Here is a 14,983-nt window from a genome sequence, read left to right as displayed (position 1 = left end):
CACGCGGAGCGTGGGAACGATCACTCGACCGCACTGACCATAAAAAACCCCGAAGGGCTCACACCCTTCGGGGTTGTTTTTTACTCACAGACTTACAACTTGGCGATGGACACCTCGGTGGATTTCACGAAGGCGATCACTTCGCTGCCGACCTCCAGCTCCAGTTCCTTGACCGAACGGGTGGTGATCACCGACGTGACGATGCCGGAAGCGGTCTGCACGTCGATTTCCGACAGCACGTCGCCGAGAACGATCTCCTTGATCGAGCCTTTGAACTGGTTGCGTACGTTGATGGCTTTGATAGTCATGGCATTGATTCCTGTCGTTTGCTTGAGTTATTGAGCCCAACGCAGTTGCGTCGGCAAGGGTGAAACGGGTTCCGGCGCCGGCGGCTCGCCGGGCAGGGACAACACACGATTGAGTACTTCGGTTTCCAGCGCGGCCAGGCGATGTGAGCCTCGTACCCGAGGGCGCGGCAGCTCTATTGGCAGATCGAGACCGATTTCGCCGTCCTCGATCAGAATCACCCGGTCGGCAATCGCCACCGCTTCGCTGACGTCGTGGGTCACCAGCAACACGGTGAAACCATGTTGTTGCCAGAGACGTTCGATCAGTTGCTGCATCTCGATCCGGGTCAGCGCATCCAGCGCACCCAGCGGCTCGTCGAGCAGCAACAGACGCGGTTGATGAATCAGCGCCCGAGCCAGCGCCACGCGCTGCTTCTGCCCGCCGGACAGCGCCGCCGGCCACTCATTGGCGCGATCGGCAAGACCGACTGCATCCAGCGCCTGCAAGGCCTGCGGGCGCCAGTCGCCCTTGAGGCCGAGACCGACGTTGTCGATGATCTTTTTCCACGGCAGCAGCCGCGCTTCCTGGAACATCAGCCGGGTGTCATCCCGGGCATCGCTGAGCGGTGCAGCACCCGCCAGCAGATCGCCGCCGGTGGGTTGATCGAGGCCGGCCAGCAAGCGCAGCAAGGTGCTTTTGCCGCATCCGCTGCGCCCGACCACAGCGACGAACTGCCCCGCCGGAATGTGCAGATCGATGTCTCGCAGCACCTGCCGCGCGCCGAAGGTCTTCTGCAGGTTGCTAACCACCAGCGGAATCCCGCGCAGCAGGCGTGGAGGTTGTTGAGCCGTCATGCCGCACCTCCTTTGGCCACTTGATAGGCCGGATGCCAGCGCAGCCAGACGCGCTCAAGTCCCCGGGCCGCGAGATCGGCCAGCTTGCCGAGCACCGCGTACAGCAGAATCGCCAGCACCACCACGTCGGTCTGCAAAAACTCCCGGGCGTTCATCGCCAGGTAACCGATGCCGGAACTGGCAGAAATGGTTTCCGCCACAATCAGCGTCAGCCACATGAAGCCAAGGGCGAAGCGCACACCGACCAGAATCGAAGGCAGCGCGCCCGGCAGAATCACCTGCCAGAACAGGCTGAAACCGGACAGGCCATAACTGCGCGCCATCTCCACCAGCGCCGGATCGACGTTGCGGATGCCGTGATAGGTGTTGAGGTAGATCGGGAACAACGTGCCCAACGCCACCAGAAAAATCTTCGCCGACTCGTCGATGCCGAACCACAGAATCACCAGCGGAATCAGCGCCAGGTGCGGCACGTTGCGGATCATCTGCACCGAGCTGTCGAGCAGACGCTCGCCCCACTTCGACAGACCGGTGATGAACCCCAGCACCAGGCCGATGCTGCCACCGATGGTGAAGCCCAGCGCGGCGCGCCAGCCGCTGATTGCCAGGTGCGTCCAGATTTCGCCGCTGCGCACCAGACTCACGCCGGCTTCGATCACCGCCACCGGTGCCGGCAGAATCCGCGTCGACAACCAACCGGCCGACACCGACAACTGCCACACCCCCAGCAACAACACCGGCAACGCCCAGGGCGCGAGGCTGTGGATAAATTTCTTCATGGCAGCGCCTCAGCTCTGGGACGCGGCTTTGGGAAGAATGTCGTTGGCCACCATCTCGCCGAACGGGCTGACGTAACCGGCGCTTTTCGGCAGTTCCGGGCGCTCGACGTCGAGGTGCGGAAACAACAGCTCGGCCACGCGATAGGATTCTTCGAGGTGTGGATAACCGGAGAAGATGAAGGTATCGATGCCCAGATCCGCGTATTCCTTCACCCGTGCCGCCACGGTCGGGCCGTCGCCGACCAGCGCCGTACCGGCACCGCCGCGCACCAGACCGACGCCGGCCCACAGGTTCGGGCTGACTTCGAGGTTGTCGCGGCTGCCGCCGTGCAGCGCGGCCATGCGTTGCTGACCGACCGAATCGAACCGCGCCAGCGAGGCCTGGGCACGCTTGATGGTGTCGTCGTCCAGATGAGAAATCAGACGATCCGCCGCTTGCCAGGCTTCGGCGTTGGTTTCCCGCACGATCACATGCAGCCGGATGCCGAAGCGTACGGTGCGGCCGAGCTTGGCAGCCTTGGCGCGAACCTGTTCGATCTTCTCGGCGACTGCCGCGGGCGGCTCGCCCCAGGTCAGCACCATTTCCACTTGCTCGGCGGCCAGATCCTGCGCGGCTTCCGACGAGCCGCCAAAGTACAGTGGCGGACGCGGTTGCTGGATCGGCGGATAGAGCAATTTGGCGCCCTTCACGCTGATGTGCTCGCCGTCGTAATCCACGGTTTCGCCCTCCAGCACACGGCGCCAGATCCGGGTGAATTCCACCGAGGCCTGATAGCGCGCTTCGTGATCGAGGAACAGACCGTCACCCGCCAACTCTTCCGGATCGCCACCGGTCACCAGGTTGAACAGTGCACGGCCGCCGGACAGACGATCCAGGGTCGCGGCCTGACGCGCCGCCACCGTCGGGGAAATGATCCCGGGGCGCAGGGCGACGAGGAATTTCAGACGCTGGGTCACCGGGATCAGCGAGGCCGCCACCAGCCACGAGTCCTCGCAGGAACGGCCGGTGGGAATCAGCACGCCGCCGAAACCCAGTCGATCCGCCGCTTGCGCGACCTGTTGCAGATAACCGTGGTCGACGGCGCGGGCGCCTTCGGCGGTGCCAAGGTAATGGCCGTCGCCGTGGGTCGGCAGGAACCAGAAGATGTTGAGGCTCATGGAGTGGTCTCCTTGGGGATTCGAATTACTGGGCCTGGGTGGCCGAGCTTTGGGCCACAGCGGCCGGTGGGGTCCAGATCACGTCCTTGATGCTCAGCGGCTTGGGAATCAGCTTGAGCTGGTAGAAGGTGTCGGCGATTTTCTGTTGTGCGGCGACCACTTCCGGGGTCAGGAACAGCGCGCCATAGCCCTGGCGTTTCACCGAGGTCAGGGTGATGTCTGCCGGCAGGCCGAGCAGCGGCGACACCTGTTGGGTGACGTCTTGCGGGTTGGCTTTGGACCACTCGCCGACGGCGCGCACTTCGTCCACGAGGGTCTTGATCACCTCGGGATTTTTCTGTGCATAGGGTTTGGTCGCCAGGTAGAACTGGTGGTTGTCGACGATGCCTTTGCCGTCACGCAGGGTGTGCGCTTGCAGCTGTTTCTCGGCGGCAGCCTGGTAGGGGTCCCAGATGACCCAGGCGTCGACGCTGCCACGTTCGAACGCGGCGCGGGCATCGGCCGGCGGCAGGAATACGGTTTGAATGTCGGTGTACTTGAGGCCGGCGTCTTCCAGCGCACGCACCAGCAGGTAGTGAACGTTGGAGCCTTTGTTCAGGGCGACTTTCCTGCCCTTGAGATCCGCCACCGATTTGATCGGCGAATCTTTCGGCACGAGGATCGCTTCGCTGTTCGGCGCTGGTGGCTCGTAGGCGACGTAGAGCAGGTCGGCACCGGCTGCCTGGGCGAAGACCGGTGGGGTTTCGCCGGTGACACCGAAGTCGATCGAGCCGACGTTCAGGCCTTCCAGCAATTGCGGGCCGCCGGGGAATTCAGTCCATTGCACGTCGACGCCTTGGGCGGCGAGGCGTTTTTCCAGGGTGCCCTTGGCTTTGAGCAGCACCAGGGTGCCGTACTTCTGATAACCGATTCTTAGCGTCTCGGCTTGAGCTTGAGTGATGGCGCCGAAGGACACAGCCGCAGCAAACAGAGCGACCAGACCACGACGCAAAAATACAGTGCGCATAGCGCTCTCCTTTTTTGCTGTTGGGTTTTGGCTGCACCTGCTTGCCCGTTGGCGGGCGAGTAAGGCCAGTACTTCAAATTTCGATGTGGCTCAAATGCTCCAGCGAGCACTCAACAAACGTTCGTTCAACAACCCCGGCTCCAGTGGCTTCGGCCGACGGGCCATGGCGCTGACAAACTGGTCCAGCGCTTCATGCAACCGCTGCTCCAGCGCCGGTGCCAGCTGCGCCTGGGCACTGCCCTCGCCGTAGGCGATCTGGCTGTCCTCGGCAAAAATACCTTGCAGCATTTCCTGGGCTTTCAATGCCGACAGCACAGGTTTGAGGGCGTAATCGACCACCAGCATGTGGGCGATGCTGCCGCCGGTGGCCATCGGCAAAACAATCTTGTGGTTCAGCGCACGTTCGGGCAGCAGATCCAGCACGGTCTTCAGAGCGCCGGAAAACGACGCCTTGTACACCGGCGTGGCGATCAGCAGGCCATCGGCGTTTTCAATCTGTTGCAGCAGGTGGAGCACCTTCGGGCTGTCGAAGCGGGCGTGGAGCAGGTCTTCAGCCGGAAAGTCCCGCACCTGATAACTCACCACTTCCACCCCTTGCTGCTGCAACCAGCGTTGCGAGCGCTCCAGCAACACCCCGGAGCGGGAACGTTGACTGGGACTGCCACCGAGTGAGACGACCAGCATTCAGAAGATTCCTTGCGCGTTACAGGCGATTCGCGGGTTGCGGTCTCGCTTCAATGACAGTGACCTTACCAGCTCATTTATATATCCATAAATCATATTTATTCATTTGGTTATTCTCTAAAGAGATATGTATTTCACTTTCCTGCGGGCAAAAAAACAGGCCGTGAAAACGGCCTGAAACCCTGCATCGTGTTCGTACTAATCGCTCCCTAGCACTGATGATCGTTCCCACGCTCTGCGTGGGAATGAATCCATGGACGCTCCGCGTCCACTGTGACGCAGAGCGTCACGGGCGGCATTCCCACGCGGAGCGTGGGAACGATCTGCAACGAGGTGTGCCCGGTCAGATCACTTGTTCGGCTGTGGGGTCAGGCGCAGATACGGTTTCACCGCGCGGTAGCCCTTCGGAAAGCGTTGCTTGATTTCGTCTTCGTCCTTGAGCGACGGCACGATCACCACGTCTTGCCCGTCCTGCCAGTTGGCCGGGGTGGCCACCTTGTAGTTGTCGGTGAGCTGCAGCGAATCGATCACCCGCAGAATCTCGTGGAAGTTGCGCCCGGTGCTCGCCGGGTAGGTGATGGTCAGGCGGATCTTCTTGTTCGGATCGATCACGAACAGCGAACGCACGGTCAGGGTGTCGTTGGCGTTCGGATGGATCAGATCGTACAGATCGGAGACCTTGCGATCGGCGTCGGCCAGGATCGGGAAGTTGACGATGGTGTTCTGGGTTTCGTTGATGTCTTCGATCCACTTGTGGTGCGAATCCACCGGATCGACCGACAGCGCAATGGCTTTCACGCCACGTTTGCTGAACTCATCCTTGAGCTTGGCAGTGAAGCCCAACTCGGTGGTGCAGACCGGGGTGAAGTCCGCCGGGTGAGAAAACAGCACGCCCCAGCTATCGCCCAGCCATTCGTGGAAACGAATCTTGCCGGCGCTGGAATCCTGTTCGAAATCGGGGGCGATATCGCCAAGTCTGAGGCTCATGGTGCGGCTCCTGATGAGTTGTTGGAGACCTCAACTGTAGCTCGGGATTTGTTCTTCTGAAAAAGAATAAATAACGAGATATTTATATCGTTATTGAATATTAAACATCTGTTCACTGGACGCCCCGCAGCATCGCGACGAACATCGCCCACAAGGTTCGAGAAGGCCTTGAGTTGCTGTAAAGAGGGGAACATCGGGAAAGGCTTACGGGGGTGAGCCGGACCCGAAACGCAAAAGCCCCGTCCGGCGCGATGCCGGACGGGGCTTTTTTACATCGGGCTTTTTACATCAGTGCAGGAGCGCGCTATTACAGCAGCGGGATCGAGTAGCTGACGATCAGGCGGTTTTCGTCCTGGTCACGCTGACCTGGAATGTCGTTGCGCCAGGTAGCGTTTTTCCACATCAGACCCAGGTTTTTCAGCGGGCCTTCTGGTACCACGTAACCAACAGTCAGGTCGCGTTCCCACTCGGAAGCACCGGTACCGTTCTCCCGACGGTTGGAGCCTACGGTGTCGATGTCGTCACCGCGCAGGTAAACCACACCGGCAGTCAGGCCTGGCAGGCCGACTTTGGCGAAGTCATACGAGTAGCGAGCTTGCCAGGTTTTCTCGCCGGCACGACCGAACTTCTGGATCTGCATGTCGGTGATGGTGTAGTTCGACGAACCGTCGCCCTGGTTCAGCCAAGGGAAGTCGGAGCTGCCGTTGGAAACCTGGTAGCCGCCACCAAAAGTGTGACCCTCAACGGTGTACAGGAACAGGCCGCTGTACAGGTTGTTGTCGATCGGGCCTTTGCCGCTGACGTTGCCAACATAGTTACCGTTGCCGAAGTAGGCCGCGGTGTTGTTGTTGGCGCCATCGTCGCTGCTGTGGAAGTAACGGAAGTCAGACTTCAGCACGCCCGGGCCGATTGCCCAGTTGTGAACCAGACCCAGGAAGTGTTGCTTGTAGAAGTCTTCCAGGTTGCCGTAGTAGTACTGGGCAGTCAGGTCTTTGGTGATCTTGTAGTCACCACCGGCGTAGTAGAACTTGTTGCTGTTGGCTACGCGAGCATTCGCACCGCCGATGGACAGGTTCTCGTTGTTGCTGGAGTTACGACCTTTCACAGCTTCGATTTGACCAGCGACCAAAGTCAGGTCCTTGATCTCGCCGGAAGTGATCTGACCGCCCTGCCAGGTTTGTGGCAGCAGACGGCCATCGTTGGTCACGATAACCGGGTTCTTCGGCTGCAGAGTACCCAGCTTCAGTTCGGTCTGGGAGATCTTGGCCTTGGCAGTCAGGCCCAGGCTGGAGAAATTATCAACCGCTTCACCGTTGGACTTGCTTGGGAACACGGTGCCGCCGTAAGAAGCGCCAGTGGCGCCGTTAGTGCCGCCACCCGAATCCAGACGAACGCCCAGCAGGCCGATAGCATCAATACCGAAGCCTACGGTGCCTTGGGTGTAACCGGAGATGAAACGCAGATCGAAGCCTTGGCCCCATTCTTCGTTCTTGCTCTGCACGCCGGAGGCGGTTTTGGCAGCGCTGTCGCGGTTGTCAGTGTTGATGTAGAAGTTACGCAGCCCCAGGGTGGCCTTGCTGTCTTCGATGAAACCGGCGGCGCCTGCCTGCTGCGCCAAAACCCCTACGGCCACGGCCAGGGCCAAGGTGGACTTGTTCATGTTTCGCTCCTCTCGTTTCTATTTCTTTTGCTTTTTTTTGCTGTCGGCTCCGGATCAATTGCCCGAAAACCTGGAACACCTAACGCTGCGGATCTCTTAGCCCCGTCAAAGCCGCGGAAGCATACCTCGTCATAATCTCGAAAAGAATTGTTCCACTCTTTTTAAGAACGTCGAGACATATACAAACGCGCGACAGAATCGAGGTATCGGCTCAAACGCCGATTCCTGAACCCTTTAGATTGTCGAGGGACAAAAATGCCAAAACACCGCAGCGCATTCCGGAGATCGGACGGTCTACTCTAGACTGACGCCGAAAAACACAAAAAGAATAAAAAACACTCAATAAGTAACATTCAGGAATATGGAATAAAAGGCAAAAAAAACCTTGCCGAGCGGCAAGGTCTTTTTCAGCATTTTTTACAGGAAGCTATAGGTGTAGTTGAAGATCAGACGGGTCTGATCCTGATCGGCAATATTGATCTGGCTGCCACGATAAACACCATTGCGCAGTGTCACGCCGAAGCCTTTGAGTACGCCCTCTTGAACGGTGTAATCAATACGCATGTCTCGCTCCCACTCGGACATGTCGCTACCGGTACCGTTCGTTGCCTTGATGTTTTCGCCATGCAGATAAGCGATCGAGGCTTTGAGGCCCGGTACGCCCAGACCTGCGAAGTCATAGGAATACTGTCCGAAGGTAGTGTTTTCACCGGCACGGACAAAACCGTTAACCATGGCGTCAGTGAACAAATAGAAACTGGTTCCACCGGCACCTTCAGGACGACCGTTGCCATCCACCACGTTGCCTTGGTTCAAGTAGACGAAACCACCGTCATCGTTGACGCGTTGATGGCCGAGCAAGAATGCGTTGCCACCCAAGGTGTATGTGAACATGGCGCTCCAGGTCTTGTTATCGACCTCGCCCGGGTTCCTGGCATAACCACCGTTGTTATTGAAGCGGTAGCCTGCCTCCCCGTTCTTGCCATCGGAGCTGCTGTCAAAATAGCGGATATCGGTCTTGAACGACTGGTTGGTGCCGATCGGAAGAACATGCACCAGGCCGAAGAAGTTCTGCTTGTAATAATCCTGCAGGTTGGAGTGGTAGTACTGCAGGGTCAGGTCTTTGGTGACCTTCCAGTCGGCGCCTGCATAGCGGAACTGATTGCTGTCCTGCGTACCACCAGCCACTGCCAGGCCAGTGCTGTTTGTCGAGGCACGACCCACTGCATGCTCGAGCTGACCGGCGTTGAAGGTGACGTTGTCGATTTCCTTGGAGGTGACCGTGCCACCCTCGAAGGTTTGAGGCAGCAGGCGGCTATCGTTAGCGACCAGAATCGGCAAGTTAGGTTGCAGAGCACCACCCAAGTGAGCTTCGGTCTTGGACAGACGTGCCTTGACGTTACCCGCTATGCGGCTCCAGGAATGTGTTGCCGAGCCGTCAGAATCACTTGGGGAGAACGTGTTGCTGTCCGGGTGGTGCCCACGTCCACCATCCAGGTGAATGCCGCTGATCGCCTGCACATCCAGACCAAACCCGACCGTGCCCTGAGTGAAACCGGAGAGGTAATCGAACTTGAAGCCCTGCGCGGTCTCTTTCTGATCGGCGCCGCCATCACGGTTATCGTTGTTGTAGTACATGGTGCGGGAGCTCAGGGAAGCCTTGCTGTCTTCGATGAAACCCGCGGCACCTGCCTGCTGCGCCAATACCCCAAAGGCCACAGCCACGGCCAAGGTGGACTTATTCATTGTCAAGCTCCTCTCGTTTCTAATTCTTGTTTTCCCGGCCCGGATCGACGCCCGAGTCCCAAGGTTAGCGATTAGCGCCAGAGCGTGACTCACAAGTCAATCGTAACCATGTGTGTCTACGACCATAGTCTAATCTCCGGTTTTTTGGTCCATGCAGTTTCATGAGTTCGTCATGAATCCGAAAAGAATTGATGTCTTCTTTTCTAATACCCTTTAGGAATTTAAACCCCGCGTTTAAAGGCTCGAGTGCTCCCTACGCGAACGCGACGATCAATTTCTGAAGAGTATTTGAATCACCCTGTCGAGAGTGATTTGTGCTGAAGCAATCCGGAAACATTTCCATCACAACAACTGCCAACCCGCGCAATATCCAGATCAATTGTTACAGTTTGTGTATCGGGATATTTTTTTCACGCACAACGCATCCGCCTTGCCGAATTGACCTGGCTCGATGCAGCAATCGTGTTCAGTGATGTTGAATCAGGGGGGTACTGCAGAAAGCGGCTGAGTGGGGAGCTTGCGGCCTGCATCTGCTGCCCCACAGCCTGATGAGTCAAAGCGTCTTTTCGAAGATCTTCGAATTGCGCTGATAGTTATAGAGCGAAGCCCGCGCCGCCGGCAGGCGCTCGACGCTGCTCGGTTCGAAACCGCGCTCGCGGAACCAGTGGGCCGTGCGGGTGGTGAGGACGAACAGGGTCTTCAGACCCTGCGCCCGGGCGCGGGTTTCGATGCGCTCGAGCAGTTCGTCGCCACGACCGCCATGGCGATACTCGGGATTCACCGCCAGGCACGCCAGCTCGCCGGCATCCGAATCGGCAATCTGATACAGCGCCGCACAGGCGATGATCATTCCTTCACGCTCGACCACGCTGAACTGCTCGATTTCACGCTCCAGCACCTCACGGGACCGACGCACCAGAATCCCCTGCTCCTCCAGCGGGCTGATCAGATCGAGCAAGCCGCCGACATCTTCAATAGCCGCCTCGCGCACCAGTTCGAATTGCTCCTGGGCCACCAGCGTACCGCCACCGTCACGGGTGAACAGTTCGGTCAGCAGCGCACCGTCCTCGGCATAACTGACGATATGGCTGCGCGCCACGCCGCCACGACAGGCTTCGGCGGCAGCGTCCAGCAGTTCCGCCTGATAGTTGCTGCCCAGACGCTGCAAGTGCGCCGGCACCTGTTGCGGGCGCAGCTCACGCACCAGTTTGCCGTTTTCGTCGATCAGACCGGGGTCGGCACCGAACAGCAGCAACTTGTCGGCACCCAGATCGATCGCAGCACGGGTCGCCACGTCTTCACAGGCCAGGTTGAAGATTTCACCGGTCGGCGAATAGCCCAGCGGCGACAGCAGCACGATGGAGCGCTCGTCAAGCAGGCGGTTGATGCCCTTGCGGTCGACCCGGCGTACTTCGCCGGTGTGGTGATAGTCGACACCTTCCAGCACGCCGATCGGCCGTGCCGTCACGAGGTTGCCGCTGGCCACCCGCAGACGCGAGCCCTGCATCGGCGACGAAGCCATGTCCATCGACAGGCGCGCTTCGATGGCGATGCGCAGCTGACCGACCGCGTCGATCACGCACTCCAGCGTCGCGGCATCAGTGATGCGCATGCCGTGGTGGTAGTGCGGGGTCAGGCCGCGGGCGGCGAGACGGGTTTCAATCTGTGGGCGAGAACCATGAACCAGCACCAGCCGCACGCCGAGGCTGTGCAGCAGCACGATGTCGTGGACGATATTGCCGAAATTCGGATGCTCGACGCCGTCGCCCGGGAGCATGACGACGAAGGTGCAATCGCGGTGAGCATTGATATAGGGAGACGCGTGGCGAAGCCAATTGACGTATTCGGGCATGAACCTGGGCCTGTAATAAATAGCAGCCGGAAAAGGGGCGAAACGGAAAACGCACAGCGGGCTGATGGTTATCGTCGGAACAGGCTTGGCGACACGCGCGCTCTCCTCATGAATACGGGTGGGTGTGTGGGCAATTTATACAGCTTTGAGACAGTAATGTTCGATCAACTGCCGCAATAGATGCACGGTAGGCTGCAAACGTGACATTTCGAGGTACTCGTCCGGCTGGTGCGCACAAGCGATGTCGCCGGGACCGAGGACGATGGTTTCGCAGCCAAGGCGCTGAAGATAAGGCGCTTCGGTGCCGAACGCTACCGCTTCGGCCGTGTGGCCGGTGAGTTTTTCGGCAATTCGCACCAGTTCCGCGTCTTCGGCCTGCTCGAACGGCGGCACTTCGGGAAACAGCGGTGCGTAATCGATCTTCACCTGATGGCGTTCGGCGACCGGATTGAGCCTGTGCAGAATCTCGCTGCGCAAGACCTTGGGGTCCATCCCCGGCAGCGGCCGCAGGTCGAACTCCAGTGAACACTGGCCGCAGATGCGGTTGGGGTTGTCGCCACCGTGGATACAGCCGAAGTTCATGGTCGGCTGCGGCACGCTGAACTGCGGGTTGTTGAATTCGCGCTGCCACAACAGGCGCAGGCCGCGCAGTTCGCCGATGGCGTCGTGCATCGCTTCGAGAGCGCTGAGTCCCAGACGCGGATCCGACGAATGGCCGCTCTGCCCGAGGATATCGATGCGCTCCATCATGATGCCCTTGTGCATGCGGATCGGCTTGAGCCCGGTCGGCTCGCCGATCACCGCCGCCCGGCCCAGCGGCCGCCCTGCTTCAGCCAGCGCCCTGGCACCGGACATCGAGCTTTCTTCATCGCAGGTGGCAAGGATCAGCAGCGGTTGCTTGAACGGCTGGTCGAGCAGCGGTTGCACGGCTTCGATGATCAGAGCGAAAAAGCCCTTCATGTCGCAACTGCCGAGGCCGACCCAGCGGCCATCGACTTCGGTGAGTTTCAGCGGGTCGGTTTTCCACAGCACATCGTCGTACGGCACCGTGTCGCTGTGCCCGGCCAGCACCAGCCCGCCGGGGCCGCTGCCGAAACTGGCGAGCAGGTTGAATTTGCCGGGGCTGACCTGCTGGATGTCGCAAGCGAAACCGAGGTCGCCGAGCCAGCCCGCGAGCAGGTCGATCACCGCCCGGTTGGACTGATCGAGGCCCGGCTGGGTGCAACTGACCGACGGCGCGGCGATCAGTGCAGCGAACTGGTCTTGCATGGACGGCAAAGGCATCGCTGACTCCAACTCCCGGATTGAGGTTCATCATAGAACCATCCGGCGCCGAGAATAAACCGCCGCAAAGCGTAGGAAGGTTCAGTCCTGTACACTGCACGACCTTGGCAGCCACACATTCCCCCGGCTGCGCTCCCGATCCTGGATTTTCCGGCCATGCAGAAAGAAACCGAAATCAAACTCCGCGTCAGCCGCGAAACCCTCGCCGCCCTGCGCGAGCACCCTCTCCTGAAAAAACGCAACAAAAGTGGCTGGGAACGCCGTGAGTTGATGAATCAATACTTCGACACGCCCGAGCGTGACCTGGCCCGGGCCAAAGTTGCCCTGCGCCTGCGCAAGGACGGCGAAGAAGTGATTCAGACCCTCAAGACCCGTGGCCAGAGCGTCGCCGGCCTGTCCGAGCGTAACGAGTACGACTGGCACCTGCCCAAAGCCAAGCTCGACGTGAAGAAACTCGACGGCGAGTGCTGGCCCGAGTCCCTTGCCGAGCTGGACAAGAAAACCCTGAAGCCGATCTTCACCACCGATTTCGTCCGCGAACGCGCCGAAATCGCCTGGGGCCGTGGCAAGACCAAAGTGGTCATCGAAGCCGCGCTGGACTTGGGCCACGTGGTGGTCGGCAAGCAGAAAGAAGAAATCTGCGAGCTGGAACTGGAACTGCGCGAAGGCGAACCTGCCGCACTGCTGGAACTGGCCGCCGAACTGGCCGAAACCCTGGCCCTGATGCCGTGCGACATCAGCAAGGCCGAGCGCGGTTATCGCCTGTACGACGCCAACAGCTACTCGCTGAGCCTGCCGGCGCCGGTCATTACCGCCGAAACGCCGCTGGACGACGCCTTCGCCGCCCTGGCCTGGCACTTGCTCGGCAGCAGTCAACGTCTGGCCGAACAGTATCGTTTCAACGGTCACTGGCGCCTGCTGCAGGACTGGGTCGAGAACCTTGCGGAAATGCGCGCCCTGCTGAGCAGCCTCGGCCAGGCCGCGCCCCGTCAGTCGACCCACGACTTGCGCGTTGCGTTGGATGCACTGCTGGAAGACTGGCGCCCGCTGGTACAGGTCGGCATCGAAGACGAAGACGTGCGCAAAGCCGCGCCGGAGCAGTTCCTCGAAGAACTGGAAGACCCGCGCTGGGGCCTGTTCTCGCTGAACGCTTCGCGCTGGTTGCTGGCCCGCACCTGGACGGCTGACCGCAACACCCGTGGCAATCGCCAGGGTGCCGCGCAGTTGCAAAGCTGGCTGCCGCGCCTGCTGGGCGAAGAAGCCACTTCGCTGCAATTGCAGCGTTATCAGCAGCAACCGGAAGATCTGGCCGAGCAACTGCCGCGCATCGAGCGCATCCAGGTCTGGCTGCACCACGCGCGCAACGTGCTGGACATCCCGGAAATGGATCGTCTGTACGGCGAGCTGAACAAACTGGCGCAACTGGCCAACGAGCCGACCATCACTGACGAACTGCTCGATGCACGCAAGCATCAGGCGATTGCGGTGTACCAGAATCGCGCCTGGAAAATGCTGCTGCGCATGTAACACCGCCATCGCCAGCAGACTGTGATCGTTCCCACGTCGAGGCGTCGAACCGTCTGCGTGGGAATGCCTCAATGGACGCTCTGCGTCCGCTTTGGGACGCGGAGCGTCCCGGGCTGCATTCCCACGCAGAGTGTGGGAACGATCATCAAATCAGCGCAGTACCGGCAGGCTCGTCGTCGACTTGATCTCCGACAACGCCACAATCGAATTCACTTCCTGAATCCCCGGCACCAGCGACAGCTTCTCGAAGAAGAATCGCTCATACGCCTCGATATCCGCCGCGACGATCCGCAGCAGGAAATCCACCGCCCCCATCAGCACATAACACTCCAGCACTTCGGGAAAGCCGCGAATCGCCTCGGTGAACTCAGTGAAGTTCGAGCGCCCATGGGCGTTGAGTTTGATCTCGGCGAAGATCTGCGTGTTCAGGCCGATCTTCTTGCGATCGAGCAAAGTCACCTGACCCCGAATGATCCCCTCCTCCTTCATCCGCTGAATTCGCCGCCAGCAGGGCGACTGCGACAGACCCACCTGTTCGGCAATCTGTGCGCTGGACAGGGAAGCGTCCTCTTGCAGCAACGCGAGAATGCGTCGGTCGTAGCTGTCCAGCTCACTGTGCATAAATAATCCTCGGAATCAGCCAATAGCGAATTGATCCAGCCGATCAATCGCGGAATCGGCTCATCTTAGATAAGAAATGCCCGGCATCGAATGTAAAAATTTCTCCACTGACTCCGGAGACCTGCCATGCCACACCTCGAAGCCGTCAACACCCCCGCGCCCCGTGCCGATGTGTGGAACGCCAGCAACCCTCATTGCCTTGCGCAATACCGGATCCTGGCCGAGGCCGAGCCGGATGTGCTGGTGCGGGTGCTGAACCTGTTCGGCTTGCAGTTCCTCACCCCGGAACAGGTCAATGTCCAGCGAATGGACGATTTGCTATCGATCGACATCGTCATGGGTGGCCTGAGCTGGCACCGCGCCCAGGTGATCGCGGAAAAACTTCGTAACCTGATCAGCGTCTGCTCGGTAAACCTGCAAAACCCCGACGCGGCGTGGGATGCGCCGGCGCAGGCGACCGGCTGACAAGAGCCGAAACGTCTTCGTCGGGTAGTGGCCCAACGGTCGGCGGGGCCACGACTATCCTTTGCGCACTGT

General features: G+C 59.9%; 14 protein-coding genes. 2 read left to right on the top strand and 12 right to left on the bottom strand.

Translation table 11 applies throughout. From position 1 onward, the window contains the following. Positions 1–92 precede the first annotated feature (92 nt). From MKZ87_RS20935 to argE, 11 genes are all read right to left on the bottom strand, one after another. Positions 93–308: a TOBE domain-containing protein gene (locus MKZ87_RS20935; protein WP_065259896.1), complete on the bottom strand. Its 216-nt coding sequence runs from the start codon at positions 306–308 to the stop codon at positions 93–95. 27 nt (positions 309–335) lie between these two features. Then, complete coding sequence (gene ssuB, locus MKZ87_RS20930) at positions 336–1,142, bottom strand: aliphatic sulfonates ABC transporter ATP-binding protein (protein WP_085702369.1); 807 nt, start codon at positions 1,140–1,142, stop codon at positions 336–338. Beyond that, positions 1,139–1,921 carry an aliphatic sulfonate ABC transporter permease SsuC gene (gene ssuC, locus MKZ87_RS20925; protein WP_085702368.1) on the bottom strand — a complete coding sequence of 261 codons (783 nt, stop codon included), beginning with the start codon at positions 1,919–1,921 and terminating at the stop codon, positions 1,139–1,141. The genes ssuB and ssuC overlap by 4 nt, the downstream gene beginning before the upstream one ends. Before the next feature lie 9 nt (positions 1,922–1,930). Continuing rightward, positions 1,931–3,079, bottom strand: a complete 1,149-nt coding sequence (gene ssuD, locus MKZ87_RS20920; RefSeq protein WP_011336452.1) for an FMNH2-dependent alkanesulfonate monooxygenase — start codon at positions 3,077–3,079, stop codon at positions 1,931–1,933. A gap of 25 nt (positions 3,080–3,104) precedes the next feature. Beyond that, complete coding sequence (locus tag MKZ87_RS20915; RefSeq protein ID WP_085696922.1) at positions 3,105–4,085, bottom strand: sulfonate ABC transporter substrate-binding protein; 981 nt, start codon at positions 4,083–4,085, stop codon at positions 3,105–3,107. 90 nt (positions 4,086–4,175) lie between these two features. After that, entirely contained in the window at positions 4,176–4,769 is a 594-nt protein-coding gene (gene ssuE, locus MKZ87_RS20910; RefSeq protein WP_085696921.1) for an NADPH-dependent FMN reductase, read from the bottom strand. 348 nt (positions 4,770–5,117) lie between these two features. Next, positions 5,118–5,756, bottom strand: a complete 639-nt coding sequence (locus MKZ87_RS20905) for a peroxiredoxin (protein ID WP_085702366.1) — start codon at positions 5,754–5,756, stop codon at positions 5,118–5,120. 307 nt (positions 5,757–6,063) lie between these two features. Then, a complete protein-coding gene (locus MKZ87_RS20900) occupies positions 6,064–7,416 on the bottom strand; it encodes an OprD family porin (protein WP_085702365.1) in 1,353 nt (450 codons plus the stop codon). Between the two features lie 417 nt (positions 7,417–7,833). Next, positions 7,834–9,162 carry an OprD family porin gene (locus MKZ87_RS20895; protein WP_085696917.1) on the bottom strand — a complete coding sequence of 443 codons (1,329 nt, stop codon included), beginning with the start codon at positions 9,160–9,162 and terminating at the stop codon, positions 7,834–7,836. Positions 9,163–9,715: 553 nt separating this feature from the next. Next, positions 9,716–11,014: an amino-acid N-acetyltransferase gene (gene argA / locus MKZ87_RS20890; protein ID WP_085696916.1), complete on the bottom strand. Its 1,299-nt coding sequence runs from the start codon at positions 11,012–11,014 to the stop codon at positions 9,716–9,718. A 135-nt stretch (positions 11,015–11,149) separates the two neighbouring features. Continuing rightward, positions 11,150–12,298 (bottom strand): acetylornithine deacetylase, encoded by a 1,149-nt coding sequence (argE, locus tag MKZ87_RS20885; protein ID WP_085702364.1) that lies wholly within the window; start codon positions 12,296–12,298, stop codon positions 11,150–11,152. Positions 12,299–12,454: 156 nt separating this feature from the next. Between argE and MKZ87_RS20880 the strand changes: the two genes are divergently transcribed. Beyond that, on the top strand, positions 12,455–13,825 hold the full coding sequence (locus MKZ87_RS20880) for an inorganic triphosphatase (RefSeq protein WP_085702363.1): 1,371 nt from the start codon (positions 12,455–12,457) through the stop codon (positions 13,823–13,825). 150 nt (positions 13,826–13,975) lie between these two features. On the opposite strand, the gene MKZ87_RS20875 is transcribed toward MKZ87_RS20880, so the two are convergent. Next, positions 13,976–14,446: an Lrp/AsnC family transcriptional regulator gene (locus tag MKZ87_RS20875; protein ID WP_007951785.1), complete on the bottom strand. Its 471-nt coding sequence runs from the start codon at positions 14,444–14,446 to the stop codon at positions 13,976–13,978. 126 nt (positions 14,447–14,572) lie between these two features. Between MKZ87_RS20875 and MKZ87_RS20870 the strand changes: the two genes are divergently transcribed. Further along, positions 14,573–14,911 (top strand): hypothetical protein, encoded by a 339-nt coding sequence (locus tag MKZ87_RS20870; RefSeq protein ID WP_085702362.1) that lies wholly within the window; start codon positions 14,573–14,575, stop codon positions 14,909–14,911. Positions 14,912–14,983 lie beyond the last annotated feature (72 nt).

Origin of the sequence: Pseudomonas sp. MCal1 (genome assembly GCF_026341415.1) — a bacterium.
GTDB lineage: Bacteria > Pseudomonadota > Gammaproteobacteria > Pseudomonadales > Pseudomonadaceae > Aquipseudomonas.
This window is presented reverse-complemented; position numbering and strand designations above follow the sequence as displayed.

Bases quoted from the DNA above. Each gene is read 5' to 3' on its own strand.
- MKZ87_RS20895 (WP_085696917.1), bottom strand. From the start codon at position 9,162: ATGAATAAGTCCACCTTGGCCGTGGCTGTGGCCTTTGGGGTATTGGCG.
- argA (WP_085696916.1), bottom strand. From the start codon at position 11,014: ATGCCCGAATACGTCAATTGGCTTCGCCACGCGTCTCCCTATATCAAT.
- MKZ87_RS20875 (WP_007951785.1), bottom strand. From the start codon at position 14,446: ATGCACAGTGAGCTGGACAGCTACGACCGACGCATTCTCGCGTTGCTG.
- MKZ87_RS20900 (WP_085702365.1), bottom strand. From the start codon at position 7,416: ATGAACAAGTCCACCTTGGCCCTGGCCGTGGCCGTAGGGGTTTTGGCG.
- ssuD (WP_011336452.1), bottom strand. From the start codon at position 3,079: ATGAGCCTCAACATCTTCTGGTTCCTGCCGACCCACGGCGACGGCCAT.
- MKZ87_RS20870 (WP_085702362.1), top strand. From the start codon at position 14,573: ATGCCACACCTCGAAGCCGTCAACACCCCCGCGCCCCGTGCCGATGTG.
- MKZ87_RS20880 (WP_085702363.1), top strand. From the start codon at position 12,455: ATGCAGAAAGAAACCGAAATCAAACTCCGCGTCAGCCGCGAAACCCTC.
- ssuE (WP_085696921.1), bottom strand. From the start codon at position 4,769: ATGCTGGTCGTCTCACTCGGTGGCAGTCCCAGTCAACGTTCCCGCTCC.
- ssuC (WP_085702368.1), bottom strand. From the start codon at position 1,921: ATGAAGAAATTTATCCACAGCCTCGCGCCCTGGGCGTTGCCGGTGTTG.
- ssuB (WP_085702369.1), bottom strand. From the start codon at position 1,142: ATGACGGCTCAACAACCTCCACGCCTGCTGCGCGGGATTCCGCTGGTG.
- argE (WP_085702364.1), bottom strand. From the start codon at position 12,298: ATGCCTTTGCCGTCCATGCAAGACCAGTTCGCTGCACTGATCGCCGCG.
- MKZ87_RS20905 (WP_085702366.1), bottom strand. From the start codon at position 5,756: ATGAGCCTCAGACTTGGCGATATCGCCCCCGATTTCGAACAGGATTCC.
- MKZ87_RS20915 (WP_085696922.1), bottom strand. From the start codon at position 4,085: ATGCGCACTGTATTTTTGCGTCGTGGTCTGGTCGCTCTGTTTGCTGCG.
- MKZ87_RS20935 (WP_065259896.1), bottom strand. From the start codon at position 308: ATGACTATCAAAGCCATCAACGTACGCAACCAGTTCAAAGGCTCGATC.